General features: G+C 62.8%; 17 protein-coding genes. 8 read left to right on the top strand and 9 right to left on the bottom strand.

Going from position 1 to position 17,018, the window contains the following annotated elements; all coding sequences use genetic code 11:
* The first annotated feature begins 68 nt into the window (after window positions 1-68).
* Window positions 69-893, top strand: coding sequence for a HesA/MoeB/ThiF family protein (locus FEZ63_RS09790; RefSeq protein ID WP_150943764.1), 825 nt, complete (start codon window positions 69-71; stop codon window positions 891-893).
* On the opposite strand, the gene pheT is transcribed toward FEZ63_RS09790, so the two are convergent.
* The 6 genes from pheT to FEZ63_RS09760 all read right to left on the bottom strand — a co-directional run bounded on the left by pheT (window position 890) and on the right by FEZ63_RS09760 (window position 7,307).
* The gene (pheT, locus tag FEZ63_RS09785) at window positions 890-3,313 is read right to left on the bottom strand and encodes a phenylalanine--tRNA ligase subunit beta (protein ID WP_150943762.1); all 2,424 of its coding nucleotides are present in this window, start codon (window positions 3,311-3,313) and stop codon (window positions 890-892) included. The two genes, FEZ63_RS09790 and pheT, sit on opposite strands and share 4 nt — an antisense overlap.
* A 13-nt stretch (window positions 3,314-3,326) precedes the next feature.
* Window positions 3,327-4,409 (bottom strand): phenylalanine--tRNA ligase subunit alpha, encoded by a 1,083-nt coding sequence (pheS, locus tag FEZ63_RS09780; RefSeq protein WP_150943760.1) that lies wholly within the window; start codon window positions 4,407-4,409, stop codon window positions 3,327-3,329.
* Window positions 4,410-4,584: 175 nt separating this feature from the next.
* On the bottom strand, window positions 4,585-4,956 hold the full coding sequence (gene rplT, locus FEZ63_RS09775; RefSeq protein WP_150943758.1) for a 50S ribosomal protein L20: 372 nt from the start codon (window positions 4,954-4,956) through the stop codon (window positions 4,585-4,587).
* Between the two features lie 38 nt (window positions 4,957-4,994).
* Window positions 4,995-5,195, bottom strand: coding sequence for a 50S ribosomal protein L35 (gene rpmI / locus FEZ63_RS09770; RefSeq protein ID WP_150943755.1), 201 nt, complete (start codon window positions 5,193-5,195; stop codon window positions 4,995-4,997).
* A gap of 213 nt (window positions 5,196-5,408) precedes the next feature.
* The gene (infC, locus tag FEZ63_RS09765; RefSeq protein WP_244622726.1) at window positions 5,409-5,930 is read right to left on the bottom strand and encodes a translation initiation factor IF-3; all 522 of its coding nucleotides are present in this window, start codon (window positions 5,928-5,930) and stop codon (window positions 5,409-5,411) included.
* Between the two features lie 132 nt (window positions 5,931-6,062).
* Window positions 6,063-7,307, bottom strand: coding sequence for a glycosyltransferase family 4 protein (locus tag FEZ63_RS09760; protein ID WP_244622725.1), 1,245 nt, complete (start codon window positions 7,305-7,307; stop codon window positions 6,063-6,065).
* Window positions 7,308-7,377: 70 nt separating this feature from the next.
* Between FEZ63_RS09760 and FEZ63_RS09755 the strand changes: the two genes are divergently transcribed.
* On the top strand, window positions 7,378-8,136 hold the full coding sequence (locus tag FEZ63_RS09755; RefSeq protein WP_150943750.1) for an alpha/beta hydrolase: 759 nt from the start codon (window positions 7,378-7,380) through the stop codon (window positions 8,134-8,136).
* Window positions 8,137-8,212: 76 nt separating this feature from the next.
* Here FEZ63_RS09755 and FEZ63_RS09750 read toward each other — a convergent pair whose 3' ends face one another.
* The 3 genes from FEZ63_RS09750 to argH form a co-directional block, all read right to left on the bottom strand.
* Entirely contained in the window at window positions 8,213-8,479 is a 267-nt protein-coding gene (locus FEZ63_RS09750) for a BQ00720 family protein (RefSeq protein WP_150943748.1), read from the bottom strand.
* 22 nt (window positions 8,480-8,501) lie between these two features.
* Window positions 8,502-8,936 (bottom strand): Hsp20 family protein, encoded by a 435-nt coding sequence (locus tag FEZ63_RS09745; protein WP_150943746.1) that lies wholly within the window; start codon window positions 8,934-8,936, stop codon window positions 8,502-8,504.
* Window positions 8,937-9,076: 140 nt separating this feature from the next.
* Window positions 9,077-10,441, bottom strand: coding sequence for an argininosuccinate lyase (gene argH, locus FEZ63_RS09740; protein WP_150944176.1), 1,365 nt, complete (start codon window positions 10,439-10,441; stop codon window positions 9,077-9,079).
* A gap of 270 nt (window positions 10,442-10,711) precedes the next feature.
* Between argH and FEZ63_RS09735 the strand changes: the two genes are divergently transcribed.
* The 6 genes from FEZ63_RS09735 to FEZ63_RS09710 are packed head-to-tail and all read left to right on the top strand — an operon-like array spanning window position 10,712 to window position 17,018.
* The gene (locus tag FEZ63_RS09735) at window positions 10,712-12,304 is read left to right on the top strand and encodes an ABC transporter substrate-binding protein (RefSeq protein ID WP_150943744.1); all 1,593 of its coding nucleotides are present in this window, start codon (window positions 10,712-10,714) and stop codon (window positions 12,302-12,304) included.
* 7 nt (window positions 12,305-12,311) lie between these two features.
* Window positions 12,312-13,373, top strand: coding sequence for an ABC transporter permease (locus FEZ63_RS09730; protein WP_420846267.1), 1,062 nt, complete (start codon window positions 12,312-12,314; stop codon window positions 13,371-13,373).
* Window positions 13,370-14,302, top strand: a complete 933-nt coding sequence (locus tag FEZ63_RS09725; protein ID WP_150943742.1) for an ABC transporter permease — start codon at window positions 13,370-13,372, stop codon at window positions 14,300-14,302. Before FEZ63_RS09730 ends, FEZ63_RS09725 begins: the two co-directional genes overlap by 4 nt.
* Entirely contained in the window at window positions 14,299-15,135 is an 837-nt protein-coding gene (locus FEZ63_RS09720) for an ABC transporter ATP-binding protein (RefSeq protein WP_150943740.1), read from the top strand. Before FEZ63_RS09725 ends, FEZ63_RS09720 begins: the two co-directional genes overlap by 4 nt.
* An 8-nt stretch (window positions 15,136-15,143) precedes the next feature.
* Window positions 15,144-15,914 (top strand): ABC transporter ATP-binding protein, encoded by a 771-nt coding sequence (locus FEZ63_RS09715; protein ID WP_150943738.1) that lies wholly within the window; start codon window positions 15,144-15,146, stop codon window positions 15,912-15,914.
* Between the two features lie 36 nt (window positions 15,915-15,950).
* Window positions 15,951-17,018 carry a dipeptidase gene (locus tag FEZ63_RS09710; protein ID WP_150943736.1) on the top strand — a complete coding sequence of 356 codons (1,068 nt, stop codon included), beginning with the start codon at window positions 15,951-15,953 and terminating at the stop codon, window positions 17,016-17,018.

Raw genomic sequence — 17,018 nt, 5'->3', positions numbered from 1 at the left:
CGATCCGCCCACGATATTTCCTCCCGCCGCCTGTTGATAGCCTCACTGATGCGGATAAAGTCTCGCCCATGCCCCTGACCCACGACGAGATCGACCGATACGCCCGCCATCTCGTCCTGCGCGACATCGGCGGGCCCGGACAGCTGAAGCTGAAGGCGGCGCGGGTTCTCGTCGTCGGTGCTGGCGGCCTTGGGTCGCCCGTCATCCAATATCTCGCCGCGGCCGGCCTCGGGACGATCGGTATCGCGGACGACGACATCGTCTCCCTGTCGAATCTCCAGCGGCAAGTGATCCATAGGACTCCGGACATCGGTCGGCTCAAGGTGGACAGCGCCGCCGATGCGGTGCGGCGCCTCAACCCGGCGGTATCCGTCGAAGCCCACGACACCCGTGTCACGGCTGAAAGTGCGCGGGCGCTGGTCGAACGTTACGATCTGGTGCTCGACGGGTCGGACAATTTCGAAACTCGTTACGCGGTGTCGGATGGTTGCTTCCATGCCGGAAAGCCGCTGATCACTGGAGCGCTGGGCCAGTTCGATGCCACGCTCACCACCATTCGCGCACATGAGACAGGTGCCGACGGGAGGCCGAACCCCACCTACCGGTGCCTTTTTTCCGCACCACCGCCGCCCGGCGCCATACCCAGCTGTGCGGAGGCGGGCGTTCTTGGAGCCCTTGCGGGCGTGCTCGGCAGCCTCATGGCAATGGAAGCCATCCGCGAGATCGTCGGCTTCGGCGACAGCCTCATCGGCCGATTGCTGATGATCGATGCCCGCTCGATGCGGTTCGATACGATCCGATACGGCTGGGATGAAAATAACCCGCTGAACGGCAAGAGCAGTCGGTCATCCCGGCCAGCGCTGGGCGCCGGTCAGGATGACCGTGGAGACTAGCTCCGCAGAACCGCTCCGGTCTTCTTTGCCACCTCGGCCACGATCCTGGCCGTAATGGCTTCGATCTCGACATCGGTCAGCGTTTTGTCGGTCGGCTGGATGGTCACGGCGATCGCCACGGACTTCTTGTCCGGGTCGATCCCCGTCCCCTCGTAAACGTCGAAGACGTCGACGCCCACGATCAACTGACGCTCGGCACTCTGGGCCGCCTTGATGATCTCGCCCGCTGCCACATCCCGGCCCACCACGAACGCGAAGTCACGCGTGACGGGCTGGAAATCGGACAAAACGAGCTTCGGCCGCATCTTCGTGGGTTTCGGTTTCGGCGTCGGGAGCCCGTCAAGGGTGAGTTCGAAGGCGACGAGCGGCCCCTTGAGATCAAGCACCCGGAGAATGTTCGGATGAACCTCTCCGAAGGTACCGATCACGTTCTTCGGGCCGAATTGCAGCGTGCCCGAGCGGCCGGGATGGAACCACGACGGGCCTCCAGCCACGACCTGAAGGCCGCCGGCGGGAATGCCCAGCGTCGCGAGCAGCGCCATCGCGTCGGCCTTGGCATCGAAAGCATCGACAGCCGTCGCGCCGCCGTCCCAATGACGCCCGACGCCTTCCGGCCGCGCCGTTCCCCGACGCACCGCTGCCGCCTTGATCGTCTGCCCTTCGGGTTCATCGGAGGCAAAGCATTGGCCGACTTCGAAAAGTGCCACGTCGCCGAAGCCGCGATCGGCATTACGCTGAGCGGCTTTTAAGAGACCCGGCAGCAGGCTCGGTCGCATGTCGGAGAGATCCGACGCAATCGGGTTCGCAAGGGCAAGCCGGGGGTCGCCACCGCCGAACATGTCCGCTTCCGCCTTGCCGATGAACGACCACGTGACCGCTTCCACAAGCCCCCGCACAGCCAGCGCATGTTTGGCAAGCCGGGTGCGCTTCTGGATCAGGGTGAGGATCGGCTTGGCGACGGCCGCTTCAAGACGCGGCAGCGGTCGCGGTTCGATCCGATCGAGGCCGACGATGCGGATGACTTCCTCGACGAGATCGGCCTTTCCTTCCACGTCCGGACGCCACGATGGCGGCGTGACCTTCACGGCATCGCTCGAGCCCTCGATGCCGAAACCCAGCTTCTCGAGGATCTGCTTCGATTCCGCGGGCTGGACCGGCAAGCCGGACAGGCGCGGAACCTCCGACCACGGAAATTCGATGACGCGGTTATCCTGCGGCACTTTGCCGGCAATGACCGGTTCGCTCGCTACGCCACCGCAGATCTCCATCACCATGCCGGCCGCAAGGTCGAGGCCGGGGAGCGTGAAGGCCGGGTCGACACCGCGTTCGAAGCGATAGCGCGCATCAGTGATGATCCCGAGCTTCCGCCCCGATTGAGCGATGTTCAGCGGGTCCCACAGGGCGGATTCGATGAGCACGTCGGTGGTGGTCGCGTCGACGCCCGAATGTTCGCCACCCATGATGCCGGCGATGGATTCGACCCCGTTCTCGTCGGCGATCACCACCGTGCCGCGATCGAGCGTGTAGGTCCGACCGTCGAGAGCCAGCAATTCCTCGCCGTCGCTGGCCCGACGTACCGTGAGATTGCCCATCACCTTCTTCGCGTCGAAGACGTGCAAGGGACGACCGCGATCGAAGGTCATGTAGTTGGTGATGTCCACGAGCGCGTTGATCGGACGCAAACCGATCGACAACAGCCGGCGCTGCATCCATTCGGGCGAGGGACCATTCTTCACGCCGCGCACGAGGCGCAGCGAGAAAATCGGGCACAGCTTCTCGTCACCAGGCGCAAAATCCAACCTCACGGAAACCGGGCACGGACCGACAGTTTTCACGGCGGATATCTCGCCGCCTTTCAACGTCCCCAGGCCCGCCGCCGCGAGATCGCGAGCGATTCCATGGATCGACGTGCAATCGGGCCGGTTCGGCGTGAGGTTGATCTCGATGACCGGATCGTCGAGACCCGCATAGGCAGCATAGGGCTGCCCCACCGGCGCGTCGTCCGGCAAATCGATGATGCCTTCGTGATCATCGGAAAGCTCGAGTTCGGCCGCCGAGCATAGCATGCCGCGGCTCTCCACGCCCCGGATGGTGCCGATGCCGAGGGTGATGTTCTTGCCTGGAATGTAGGTTCCGGGAGGCGCGAACACGCTCTTCATGCCGGTGCGCGCATTCGGTGCTCCGCACACGACCTGAACGGGGGCGCCCTCGCCCGTATCGACCACGCAGACGCGCAAACGATCGGCGTTCGGGTGCTGCTCGGCCGAGACCACATAGGCCACTTTGTAGGGTGCGAAGGTCTTCGCCTTGTCCTCGACATTCTCGACTTCGAGGCCGATGCGGGTCAGCGTCTCGACCACTTCGTCGAGGGATGCCATGGTGTCGAGATGGTCCTTCAACCAGGAGAATGTGAATTTCATCGTTTCTCTCCTGTTACGAGGTCAGGCCGCTGACGAGCGACGGAATATCGAGTGGCCGGAAACCGTAATGGTTGAGCCAGCGAACATCCGCCTCGAAGAAGGGGCGCAGGTCCGGCATGCCGTATTTCAGCATCGCGATGCGATCGATTCCCATGCCCCAGGCGAAACCCTGGACCTTGTCGGGATCGAGGCCGCAATTGCGCAGCACGTTCGGGTGCACCATGCCGCAGCCGAGAATTTCCAGCCAATCCTCGCCCTCGCCGAAGCGGATCTCGCCGCCTTTTCGCGAACACTGGATATCGACTTCGGCCGACGGTTCGGTGAACGGGAAGAAGGACGGCCGGAACCGCATCTTGACCTGATCGACCTCGAAGAACGCCTTGCAGAATTCCTCCAGCACCCATTTCATGTGGGCGATGTTGGCTTGCGTGTCGATCACCAGACCTTCGACCTGATGGAACATCGGCGTGTGGGTCTGGTCCGAGTCGTGGCGGTACGTCCGGCCGGGGATGATGATCCGGATCGGCGGCGCCTTCGACGTCATGGTGCGGATCTGCACCGGCGACGTATGAGTGCGCAGCACCTTGCGCTCGCCCTTTTCATCAGGGGCAAGAAAGAACGTGTCGTGCATTTCGCGGGCCGGATGACCCTCGGGGAAATTGAGCGCCGTGAAGTTGAGATAGTCGGTTTCAATATCGGGCCCGTCTGCGACCGAGAAACCCATATCGGCGAAGATGGCGGTGATTTCCTCCACCACCTGACTGATGGGGTGAATGCGGCCCCGCACTTCGGGAGCCTCCGGAACCGGCAGCGTCACATCGAGGCGTTCGGCCAAAAGGCGCGCCTCGAGGGCCGCGGAGGCCAGAACGTCCTTCCGCGCGGCGATTGCGCCCTGCACCGCATCCCGCAGGCCGTTGATCAGCGGTCCGCGTTCCTTGCGTTCCTCGGGGGTCATCCCCCCGAGTGTCTTGAGCAGGTCGGAAACCGAGCCCTTCTTGCCGAGCGCAGCAACGCGCACGGCCTCCAGCGCTGCTTCATCGCCTGCGGCCTCGACCCGAGCAAGCAGGTCACGTTCAAGTTGGGTGAGATCGGTCATCGGTCCATGCCAGAATTCAAGCGCTTGAGTGGAGCGCGGCGCGGGGACCGTCAGGCCTCCCGACCCGCAAAAACGCATTCGACAGCGCATACGGTGCCGTCGGTGCGGGTGGTCTCGGAGGCGAAAGGTAGGAGGCGGCGCGACTGACTTGCAGTCGCGCCAGAGCCAGGATGTCTTAAGCTGCTGCCTGCTGGGGCAGCGAAGCCTTGGCGCGCTCCACATAGGCGGCGAATGCTGCCGGCTCGTGGATAGCCATTTCGGACAGAACCTTGCGATCGACCTCGACCCCGGCCTTGCCGAGACCATCGATAAATCGCGAATACGTCAGGCCATGCTCGCGGACCGCGGCGTTGAGACGCTGGATCCAGAGGGCGCGGAACGTGCGCTTCTTGTTCTTACGGTCGCGATAAGCATATTGCATGCTCTTCTCGACCGCCTGCTTGGCGATGCGGATGGTATTTTTGCGACGGCCGTAAAAGCCCTTGGCGGCCTTCAAAACCTTCTTGTGCTTGGCGTGACTGGTCACGCCCCGTTTGACACGGGCCATAGGTAAACTCCTTCAAAATCTGGGATGCGAAGACTGTCTCAGCCGTTCGGCAGGAAGTACTTCTTCACGTTGTAACCGTCGGTCTTGAACAGGACGTTGGTCCCGCGCAGATTCCGGATCTGCTTGTTCGTCCGCTTGATCATCCCGTGCTGCTTGCCGGCCTGGCTATAGACGACCTTGCCGGTGCCCGTGATCTTGAAGCGCTTTTTAGCGCCCGATTTGGTCTTCAGCTTGGGCATTTTGCTCTCCTTAGGACAAGGCCAAGGGGGGCGGCGAACCGCATCCGAGGCCTTTTTGATGCTGCTATGAGCACAACAAACCGCCACGGCAGCCCTTGATGAGCCGGGCGGTTCGATGAAGACGGGCTTATGGCAGAGGAAGCCCCGAAATGCAATGGCCGCCGGTTCCCCGACGGCCAAGAATTCTCTGATGGGGATTTCCGCCGGGAAACCCTAGCGCGGCGCCATCACCATGACGACCTGACGGCCCTCGAAATTGGGCTCCATCTCGACCTTGGCGATTTCGCTCACATCGGCCTTCACGCGGTCCAGAACCTTGAGGCCGAGATCCTGGTGCGCCATTTCGCGGCCGCGGAACCGAAGCGTGACCTTGACCTTGTTGCCTTCTTCGAAGAAGCCGCGCATGGCCTTCATCTTCACGTCGTAATCGTGATCGTCGATGCCGGGACGCAGTTTGACTTCCTTGACCTCAACGGTCTTCTGCTTCTTACGCGCTTCCGAGGCCTTCTTCTGCTCGAGGAAGCGGTACTTGCCGTAGTCGAGGATCTTGCAGACGGGCGGGGTTGCGTTCGGCGAGATCTCTACAAGGTCCAGTCCGGCGTCCTCTGCGATGCGCATCGCATCGAAAAAGGGCATGACACCACGATTCTGACCCGTATCATCGATCAACTGCACGTCGCGAACACCGCGAATATCTCTGTTGGCGCGCGGTCCGTCCTTCTGCGGCACCGGCATGGCTCTCATTGGTCTGCGAATGGCTCGTATCTCCTGTTGAGCGGGGGTCGGAGTTCGGAAAGCACAAGTGCTCCCGCCGATTCCTGACCGGTTCCGCGAATGCTTCGACATTTCGCGCAAATGCGCGCGAAGTCAACTTGTTCTGCGTGGGAAGCGGCCTTCCAGCAACGCGGAATAGACCTCCAGCGTGCTCGTGACCATCCGCTCCAGCGAGAAGTGCTGTTCGACGTGGCGCTTCGCCCTGGCGCCGAGCGCAATTCGGGCACTCGCGCCGAGCGCCAGCGCCGCGTCGAGAGCTCCCGCCAGCGCGTCCGCATCGCCTGGGGGAATGCGCCATCCGGTCCGCTCCTGCGGCAAGACGACGGGCGGAGCCAGCACCGTCTCGGGCACCGCGCCGAGATCGGAGACGACAACCGGCGTGCCCATGGCCTGCGCCTCGACCGCCGAGCGGCCGAATGCCTCCGGTTCGGTCGACGGCACGGTCACCACCGAGGCTGCCAGGAACGCTGCCGGCATATCGGTGCAATGTCCGACACGGCGGACGATGCCCTTGAGCTTGCGCGCCGCGATCAGGTTGTCGAGGTCCTTTACGTAGGAATCGCGCCCCTGCGGATCTCCCGCAAGAATGTAGGCGACATCGGAAATGCCGGTGTCGCGCAGCTTGGCTGCCGCCTCGACCAATACTTTCTGGCCCTTCCATCCCGTGAGACGGGCTGCCAGAAGCACAACCCGCTCATGCGGCGCGACGCCCCAGGACTTGCGGAGGTTTTCCACCCGGTCGGGGCTGACGGCCGCGGGGCTGAACACCGAAAAGTCGGTTCCCCGATGGATGACCCGCACCCGTTCCGTCGCTTGAGGATAGAGGGAGCGGATCAAATCGCCGGTATAATGCGAATTGGCGATGACGAGGTCGCCACGGGACATCACCGAGTTGTAGAGGACCTTTACGGAGGAGCGACCGGCATAGCTGCCGTGATAGGTCGTCACGAACGGAATGTTCAGCGATCGCGCGGCGCCGAGCGCCACCCAGGCCGGCGCGCGGGAGCGGGCATGGACCAGCGACACTTTCTCGCGATGGCAGATGCGAGCGAGGCGGCGCACGTTCAGCAGCATCGAAAACGGGTTCTTGGTGGCGGCCGGGAACGGCACCCAGACCCCGCCTTTCGCCTGCAATTCGCCAACGAGCCTGCCGCCTTCGGTCGCGACGAGAGCACGCGCTCCCGCGTGAACCAGGCCCTCGGCGACGTCCACGGCCGTGCGTTCCGCGCCGCCGGCCTCAAGCTCGGGAATGATCTGGAGGATCGTCCGACCCGCCAGCGGATGAAAGCTGGAAGCCGGGAAGGCGGGCCCTCCCCCGGGTCGCGTTGAAAAACTCACCGATGTAAGAGCCTTGTTTGGAGAGACGTTGCAGAACGTTGCGTTAAAAGCAGTTGAGGATGAGTTAACCATGCGGCAAACCCTGACGATCGGCCATGGCGACAAGGCGCGCATGATCGCCGCGCTGACCCAGGAAGGAAGCGGCCCTCCGGTGGTCTGGCTCGGCGGCTATAAATCAGACATGCGCTCGACGAAAGCCGAAACGTTGGCCGCCTGGGCCGAGAGAGCCGGTCGAGCCTTCGTCAGATTCGACTATTCGGGCCACGGCGAATCGGGAGGACGGTTCGAGAACGGCACCATCACGCACTGGCTCGATGACAGCCTCGGCGTCATCAGGGGTCTCGTGGCCGAACGGTCGATCCTCGTCGGTTCGTCCATGGGTGCCTGGATCGCGCTTCTAGTGGCCCGCCACCTTGCCGAAACGGGTGGCCCATCGCCCGCCGGAATGGTCCTGATCGCGCCCGCCATCGATTTCACCGAGCGACTGATGTGGGATCGCTTCACGGTCACGATGAAACGGTCGATCCAGGAAACGGGCGTCCTGTTGCGGGAATCCGAATATTCCGAGGAGCCGTATCCCATCACCATGGGCCTCATCGAGGACGGGCGCAGGCATCTCCTGTTCGACGCCTCGATCCAGACCGGTTGCCCGGTCCATATTTTGCAGGGAATGAAGGATCCGGACGTTCCCTGGACCCACGCGATGCGCCTCGTCGAACATCTGCCCGGCGACAACGTCTCGCTCACGCTGATCAAGGATGGCGACCACCGGCTGTCTCGCCCGGAGGACCTTGAGAGGCTGATCCAGGCCATCGAGGCCATCGGTTGAGCGGCGGGCAGCCTCTGGAGCATGATGGCCGAAAACGGCTCGGCTGGTGTCATGCTCCAGATGATCGGAATTAAACCTAGTGGAGGCTCACCGTTTCAAGATCGTGCGCCCACGCATTGGCGACGGCCGCATCGCGGCTGTCGGTCAGCATGATCGGTTCGCCACTCGCGGACAGCAGCGCGAAAAGCTGCAGACCGGGCTCGATCTTCGGAGCCTGAGGGAAGAACCGCGCCACGTCCTCCGACTGCATCGGGCGAACATACGCCATCTGCCCCTCGCCCAAAGCCGCGAGTTCCGCCGGGTTGAACGGCGTTTCTGCGGGCGTTCTCAGAGTGATATTCATGTCCTTCTCCTTCGCGGCAGCGTCACTTGGCGTCAGGTGAGGCGATGACGATCTTGCGAACGATCCGATCCGGCTCGGGCCGGACAAGGTCGATCGACAAGAGACCATTCGCCAAATCCGCGCCCATGACCTCCATGCCCTCGGCAAGGAGAAATGCACGCTGAAACTGACGGGCGGCGATGCCGCGATGCAGGAAGTGCCTCGATTTGTCATCGATTTGACGACCCCGGACCACGAGCTGGCTTTCCTCTAGGGTCACTTCAAGCTGGTCCCGGGTAAATCCGGCAACCGCGAGGGTGATCCTGAGACGCTCTGGATCGTTTGGAGTGCGCGCCAAGCGCTCGATGTTGTAGGGAGGATAACCGTCCCCACCGGCTTTCGCGACGCGATCGAGCGCCTGCTCAATCTCGTCGAAACCCAGCAAAAACGGATGCCCGAAGGGCGACTGACGCGACATGTTCGAAGCCCGAGGTTAGAGGCACTTCGTTGGTTTGAGCCCGCTCATGCGGCACTCAGACAACCCTTGCGGGTGCTGATACCCATATGGACATCGCAAGTCGGCCGATCAAGAGGCTGACCTTGCACCTTGAGCGAACGTTATACGCGCTCCCGCCACCACGCGATCTGCTCTGCAACATTCGTCGGCGAGGTGCCGCCGAAGCTCGTCCTTGAGCGCACGGAATTCTCCACCCCGAGAACGTCATAGATGCCCTGATGAATGCGCGGCTCGACCGTCTGCATGGCCTCGAGAGGCAATTCCTCCAGGGTACATCCCCGCCTTTCAGCCTCCGAGACGATGCGCCCCGTGACATGGTGGGCGTCGCGGAACGGGATGTTGAGGCTGCGGACGAGCCAGTCGGCGAGGTCGGTTGCCGTCGAGAAACCGGCGCCGGCAACCGCCGCCATGCGCTCCGGCACGGGTTCGAGATCCTGGACCATGCCCGTCATAGCGGCGAGCACGATCTCGATGGTGTCGGCCGCATCGAAAAGCTGTTCCTTGTCTTCCTGCATGTCCTTGGAATAGGTCAGCGGCAAGCCCTTCATGACCGTCAGCAGAGCGACCAGCGACCCGACGACCCTTCCCGTCTTACCGCGGACAAGCTCGGCAGCGTCGGGGTTGCGCTTTTGCGGCATCATGCTCGACCCGGTCGTCCAGCGGTCGGGCAGGCGCACGAAGCCGAAGGGCGCCGACATCCAGAAGATGATCTCTTCCGCGAGACGCGACAGGTGCATGGCCGTGATGGAGGCAGCCGCGAGGAATTCCAGAAGGCTGTCGCGATCCGAGACAGAATCGAGCGAGTTGCGGGTCGGGCCGTCGAAACCGAGCGCCGTCGCGGTCTGATGCCGGTCAATCGGGAACGAGGTCCCGGCCAGGGCGCCTGCGCCCAGCGGGCATTCATTGAGACGCCTGCGGGAATCGCGGATGCGCCCACGGTCGCGCGCAAACATCTCCACATAGGCCATGAGGTGATGACCGAAGGTCACCGGCTGGGCGCTTTGAAGGTGCGTGAAGCCCGGCATGACGGTTGCCGCGTGCGGCTCCGCCTTGGCCAGAAGCGCCCGCATGAGCGCCGTCAATTGCTCGTCGGTGCGGTCATGGGCGTCGCGGACCCAGAGGCGGATATCGACCGCCACCTGATCGTTTCGGCTGCGCGCGGTGTGGAGCCGGGCCGCCGGATCGCCCACGATCTCCCGCAGGCGGCTCTCCACGTTCATATGAATGTCTTCGAGAGCCGTTGAAAAGGTAAACGCCCCGGATTCGATCTCTCCGAGCACGCGCTGCAGGCCCTCATGGATGGCCGCCCGGTCGTCCTCGGTGATGATCCCCTGGCGCGCCAGCATGGCGCTGTGAGCGACAGAACCCTGGATGTCCTGCGCGGCAAGGCGCCTGTCGAAGCCGATGGAGGCGTTGATGGCTTCCATGAGCGCGCTCGGCGTCGACGAGAAGCGTCCACCCCACATGGAATTGGCCGCCGGCTTGCTGGTTTCTTCTGGCACTTTGTCCTCACCCGATGCAGTCGTTGCGCTTTGCCTTTGCCACACTTGACCTGCGCAGGCCAAGCCCGCCGGCCCGGATGCGGCCGCCAAGCGAATGACGCTGCCCGCAAGTTGACCACCCTGCGCTCAAGTTTACCACTTCAAAACCAGTTGAGAGACTCGACAGAACCTGTGCGATTTGTATTCATACGAACGCACAAAAGGCGCCCTGAGCGCCGTGAGGGACTCGGTCACATGAAACACATGCCAAAATTTCTGATGTCGGCAGCCATGGTGGTGACCATGGCGACATCATTCTCCGCCGTTCAGGCCGCGACGCCGCCGGACACCCTGGTCCAAGCCTGGACGATCGATGACATCATCTCGCTCGACCCGGCCGAAATTTTCGAGTTCACAGCGTCCGAAATCGCCGGCAATACCTATGAGCGCTTGATCAACTACGATTACAAGGACGTCTCGAAGATCTACGGTGAAGTCGCCGAGTCCTGGACCGTGTCGCCGGACGGCAAGACCTTCACGTTCAAGATCCGTCCGAACAAGAAGTTCGCGTCGGGCAATCCGTTGACGGCGGAAGACGTGGCTTTCTCGCTGCAGCGCGCCGTGCTCCTCGACAAGTCCCCGGCCTTCATCCTCGGCCAGTTCGGCCTGACCAAGGACAATGTGAAGGACAAGATCAAGGCTTCGGGCAACGACGTCACGGTCGAGCTCGACAAGGCCTACGCGCCCACCTTCGTCCTCTATTGCATGACGTCGACGGTCGCCTCCGTGGTCGACAAGAAGCTCGTGATGCAGAACGAAAAGGACGGCGACCTGGGTTATGGCTGGCTCAAGACGCACTATGCGGGCTCGGGCCCCTTTTCGATCCGCGATTGGAAGGCCAACGAGGTCGTCGTCCTCGAGCGCAACCCGCACTTCGAAAAGAAGACCCCGCTTGCACGGGTCATTTATCGCCACATCAAGGAGACCGCGACGCAGCGCCTGCTTCTCGAAAAGGGCGACGTGGACGTGGCGCGCAATCTCAACCCGGAAGAGCTGAAAGCTCTCTCGACAAACACCGACATCAAGGTCGCGTCTGGACCGAAGGGCGGCGTCTGGTATCTCGGACTGAACCAGAAGAACCCGAACCTCGCCAAGCCTGAAGTGCGGCAGGCGCTGAAGTACCTGGTCGATTATTCGGCAATCGCCGACACGATCATGAAGAACCAGGCGGAGGTGCACCAGGCCTTCCTGCCGAAGGGCTTCCTCGGTGCCATCAATGAGAACCAGTACAAGCTCGACGTCGCCAAGGCGAAGGAACTTCTCGCCAAGGCTGGCCTGAAGGACGGTTTCACGGTGACGATGGACACTCGTTCCACGGCGGACACGACCGGAATGGCGCAGGCTATCCAGCAGACCTTCGCGCAAGCCGGCGTGAAGCTGGAGATCATTCCCGGCGACGGCAAGCAGACGCTGACCAAGTACCGCGCTCGCCAGCACGACATCTATATCGGCCGCTGGGGACCCGACTATCAGGACCCGAACACCAACGCTGACACTTTCGCGGCGAACGACGACAACTCGGACGGTGCCAAGGCCAAGCCTCTCGCATGGCGCAATGCCTGGGATCCGGGTCCGCTGACCACGCAGACGCGCGCGGCGGTTCTTGAAAAGGACGCCGAGAAGCGAGCTGCCATGTACAAGGACCTGCAGCAGGCAGTTCTGGACAATGGCCCGTTTGTCATCATGCTGCAGGAGATCGAGGTTATGGCCTCCCGCAAGAATGTCGACGGCATCGTAATTGGTCCGTCGTTTGATACGAACAGCGTCGCTCAAGCCAAGAAGAACTAATTTTTCAATGGCTTCTGCAACCATGATTCGGGGCGGAGGGCACGCCGGTGCCCTCCGCTTCTTGCTTACAAAAACGGTCAAATTCATTCTGGTGCTGGCGACGACCCTGCTCGGTCTGATTGCCGTCACCTTCTTCATCGGCCGCGTCGTGCCGATCGATCCGGTGCTGGCAATTGTCGGCGACCGCGCGCCACCGCATGTCTATGAGCGCGCAAGGCAGGAGCTCGGCCTCGATCGTCCGCTTGCCGAGCAGTTCGTGATCTACGTGAAGAAAGCCGTCACCGGTGATTTCGGCAATTCGGTGCTCACCACCAATCCGGTGATGACCGACATCATGAACACCTTTCCGGCGACGCTCGAACTGGCGACGCTCGGCACGTTGATCGGCGTATTCGTCGGCGTTCCGCTCGGCGTTCTCGCCGCGGTCAGACGCGGAAGCTGGATCGACCAGCTCGTTCGGCTGCTCGGCCTCGTCGGCTATTCGGTGCCGATCTTCTGGCTCGGGCTCATGGGCCTTTTGCTGTTCTACGCCAAACTCGGCTGGGTCGAAGGACCGGGACGCCTCGACGTCACCTATTCGTATCTCTACACGCCTGTGACCGGCGTCGTTCTCATCGACACGCTGATGCAGGGGCAGATGGATGCGTTCTGGAACGCCGTCTCGCACGTGGCGCTTCCCGCCTGCCTGCTCGGCTATTTCTCGCTTGCCTATATCAGCCGCATGACGCGTTCTTTCATGCTGAATGAGCTGGCGCAAGAATACGTGATCGCCGCGCGGGTGAAGGGCTTGTCGGAGATCCGGGTGATCTGGCGCCACGCCCTGCGCAACGCCGCCGTCCCGCTGGTCACAGTGATCGCGCTCTCCTATGCCAACCTGCTCGAAGGGTCGGTGTTGACCGAAACGGTCTTCGCCTGGCCGGGGCTCGGTCAGTACATCACCAATTCGCTGCAGAATGCCGACATGAATGCGGTGCTCGGCGGAACGCTCATTATCGGAACCGTCTTCGTGCTCCTGAACCTTCTCTCCGACCTGCTCTATCACCTGCTCGATCCGAGGACCCGCCGATGACCGGCGCTCCGCTTGTGCAACAGCCGTCGGGCGCCCGCGCCTGGTTGTTATCTCCTGAACCCGCCTCGCGTTGGCAGGCGCGCCTCGGCCGCTTCTATCTCGGCTGGCGCGCGTTCTCGAAGAACCCGCTCGCGGTCCTTGGCCTCGGCGTCGTGCTGCTGTTGATTCTGGTCGCGATCTTCGCCGACCTGATCGCACCCTACTCGCCGATCATCGGCGGCAATCTGCGCACCGAGCGGCTGCTTCCGCCGAGCGCTGCTCACTGGTTTGGCACCGACGACCTGGCGCGCGACATCTTTTCGCGCGTCGTCTATGGCTCGCGCACGACCCTGTGGGTCGTCATGCTGGTGGCGATCATCGCCACGCCGATCGGCCTCGCCATGGGCACGGTCGCGGGTTATCTCGGCGGCTGGGTCGACACGGTGCTGATGCGCATCACCGATATCTTCCTGGCGTTTCCGCGCCTTATCCTCGCACTGGCTTTCGTCGCCGCTCTAGGTCCGGGAATCGACAACGCCATCATCGCCATCGCCATCACGTCGTGGCCGCCCTACGCCCGCATCGCGCGCGCCGAGACGCTGACGATCCGCAACAGCGATTTCATCGCGGCCGTGAAGCTGCAGGGTGCATCGACGCCGCGGATCATCCTCGGTCACGTGGTGCCGCTCTGCCTCTCGTCGCTGATCGTGCGCGTGACGCTCGACATGGCGGGCATCATCCTGACCGCCGCGGGCCTCGGCTTCCTGGGACTTGGCGCACAGCCACCGATGCCCGAATGGGGCGCGATGGTCGCGACCGGCCGCAACTATCTCATCGATCAATGGTGGGTCGCCGCCATGCCGGGCGCCGCGATCTTCGTGGTCAGCCTCGGCTTTAACCTGCTCGGCGACGGCTTGCGCGACGTGCTCGATCCGAAGGCCGCCAAATGACAAAGCCCCTTCTCGAGGTCGAGGACCTTCGCGTCCGTTTTCATCTTCGCACCGGCATCGTCGAAGCCGTCCGCGGCGTCTCGTTCCAGCTCGGTCACGAGCGGCTCGGTATCGTGGGCGAATCCGGCTCCGGCAAATCGCAGACCGGCCGTGCCATCCTGGGTCTCACGCCTCCGCCTGGCGAGGTCGTTGCGAAGCGCCTGACATTCGACGGGATCGATCTGCTGACCGCCTCGAAGCGCACGTTGCGGACGTTGCGCGGTGGGCGGATTTCCATGGTGATGCAGGACCCGAAATATTCGCTCAATCCGGTCATGACCATCGGCGAGCAGATCATCGAGGCCTATCAGGCGCATCGCAAGGCGAGCCGCGGGGAAGCCCGCGACAAGACACTTGCAATGCTGGAGGCCGTGAAGATGCGGGATCCGTCGCGCGTCTTCAGTCTCTATCCGCACGAGGTTTCGGGCGGAATGGGGCAGCGGGCGATGATCGCCATGATGCTGGTCACCGACCCCGACATGCTGATTGCCGACGAACCCACCTCCGCCCTCGACGTAACCGTGCAGATGGAAGTCCTGCGCATTCTCGATGAGCTGGTGGCGGAACGCGGCATGGGCTTGATCTTCATCTCGCACGACCTCAAGCTCGTCTCGTCCTTCTGTGACCGCGTGCTTGTCATGTATGCAGGCCACGTGGTCGAGGAGCTTGAGGCAAGGCACCTTCGCGAGGCCAAGCATCCCTACACGCAAGGGCTCATGAACTGCCTTCCGAAACTGAAGGACGACATTCGCCCGCTGCCGACCCTCAACCGCGATCCGGCCTGGGCGCTATGACGGAACCGATGCTCGATATCCAGAATCTCTCCGTCGTCTTCGGCACCGGACGCTTGCGCGTCGATGCGGTCAAGGACGTCAGCTTCCACGTCGAACCCGGCGCCTCCTTTGGCCTTGTGGGCGAATCCGGCTCCGGCAAGTCCACGGTCTTGCGCGCCGTCTGCGGGCTTGCGCCGATTTCGGGCGGGCGCGTGATGGTAAACGGCCAGGCGGTGAAATCTCCCCGCGACAAATCCTTCTACCGCACCGCCCAGATGGTGTTTCAGGACCCCTATGCGTCGCTTCACCCCCGGCACACGGTTGACCGCACGCTGTCCGAGCCTCTTGCCATCCATGGCGAAAAAAATGCGGAGGCGCGCATTCTCGAAGCGCTGCGCGAGGTCGGGCTCGGGCCGTCGTTCCGCTTTCGCTATCCGCATCAGCTCTCCGGCGGACAGCGCCAGCGCATCGCGATCGCGCGCGCGCTGATCCTGCGGCCGAAAATTCTGCTCCTCGACGAGCCGACCTCGGCCCTCGATGCATCGGTTCAGGCGGAAGTGCTCAATCTGCTCGACGAATTGCGCGTCAGGCTCGGCCTGACTTATGTGCTGGTCAGCCATGATCTGGCGGTGGTGGCGCATCTGTGCGACCGCCTTCTCGTCATGCGACAGGGCGAGGCCGTTGAAGAAACAACGGCAGCGGCCTTGCGCTCAGGCCAGGCTGCGAACGAATATACGCGCGCGTTGATTCAAGCGAGTCAGGGCTTTGCGCGCGACGGCGTCGAACCCGTCCTCGTCTGAACTCTTCCACATCGTTCCTTCGTATTTGGTGCACACATGTCACGCTCAGATCTGATGCCAGTCTTCGACGGCCACAACGACGTCCTCCTGCGGTTGATCCGCGGAAAGGCGCATCCGGAGCGCGACTTTCTCGAAGGCGACAACCTCGGCCATCTCGATTTGCCGCGCATGAGACAGGGCGGTTTCGTCGGCGGTTTCTTTGCCGTCTACGTGTCGTCGCAAGGAACGGGGCCCGACATCGACGACATGATGGCGAAACCCCAATACGACATCCCGCTCCCGTCCGAGCTTGAACTGGCACCAAGCCAGCAGGTGACGATCCACATGGCTGCCCTGTTGCTGCGCATCGAGCGCGCATCGAAGGGCGAGGTGAAGGTTTGCCGGACAGCAGCGGACATCCGCAATTGCATCAAGACCGGCACACTCGCCACGATCCTGCATATCGAAGGCGCGGAGGGAATCGATCCCGACTTCCATCTGCTCGACGTTCTCTACGGAAGCGGCCTGCGGTCGATCGGGCCGGTCTGGAGCCGCTCGAACATTTTCGGTCACGGCGTCCCTTTCCGCTATCCCTCCGGCCCCGATACGGGACCCGGCCTGACGGATCTCGGCCGCGAACTGATCCGCGCCTGCAACCAGCGCAAGATCATGATCGACCTCTCGCATCTGAACGAGAAGGGCTTCTGGGATGTGGCGAGAATTTCGGATGCGCCGCTTGTCGCGACCCATTCCAACGCGCACGTGATCAGCCCGCATTCGCGCAACCTGCTCGACAAGCAGCTCGCCGCCATCCGCGAGAGCAAGGGCATGGTCGGCGTCAATTTCGCGACCTCCTTCATCCGCTCCGATGGACGACGCAACGAGCACACGCCTCTCGAGGAGATGATCCGCCATATGGATCATCTGATCGAGCATGTGGGCGTCGACGGCGTCGGGCTAGGATCCGATTTCGACGGTGCGACCATTCCGGCCGAGATCGGCGATGTCGCCGGCCTCCCCCGTCTCGTGGATGCAATGCGCCGGCATGGCTATGACGAGGCGACCCTGCGCAAGCTCTGCTATGAGAACTGGGTCAACGTTCTGGAGCGCACCTGGGGTCAGTGA

Origin of the sequence: Microvirga brassicacearum, assembly GCF_008757455.1 — a bacterium.
GTDB lineage: Bacteria > Pseudomonadota > Alphaproteobacteria > Rhizobiales > Beijerinckiaceae > Microvirga > Microvirga brassicacearum.
Note: the sequence above shows the minus strand (reverse complement) of the source record. Positions and strands in the feature narration are given on the sequence as shown.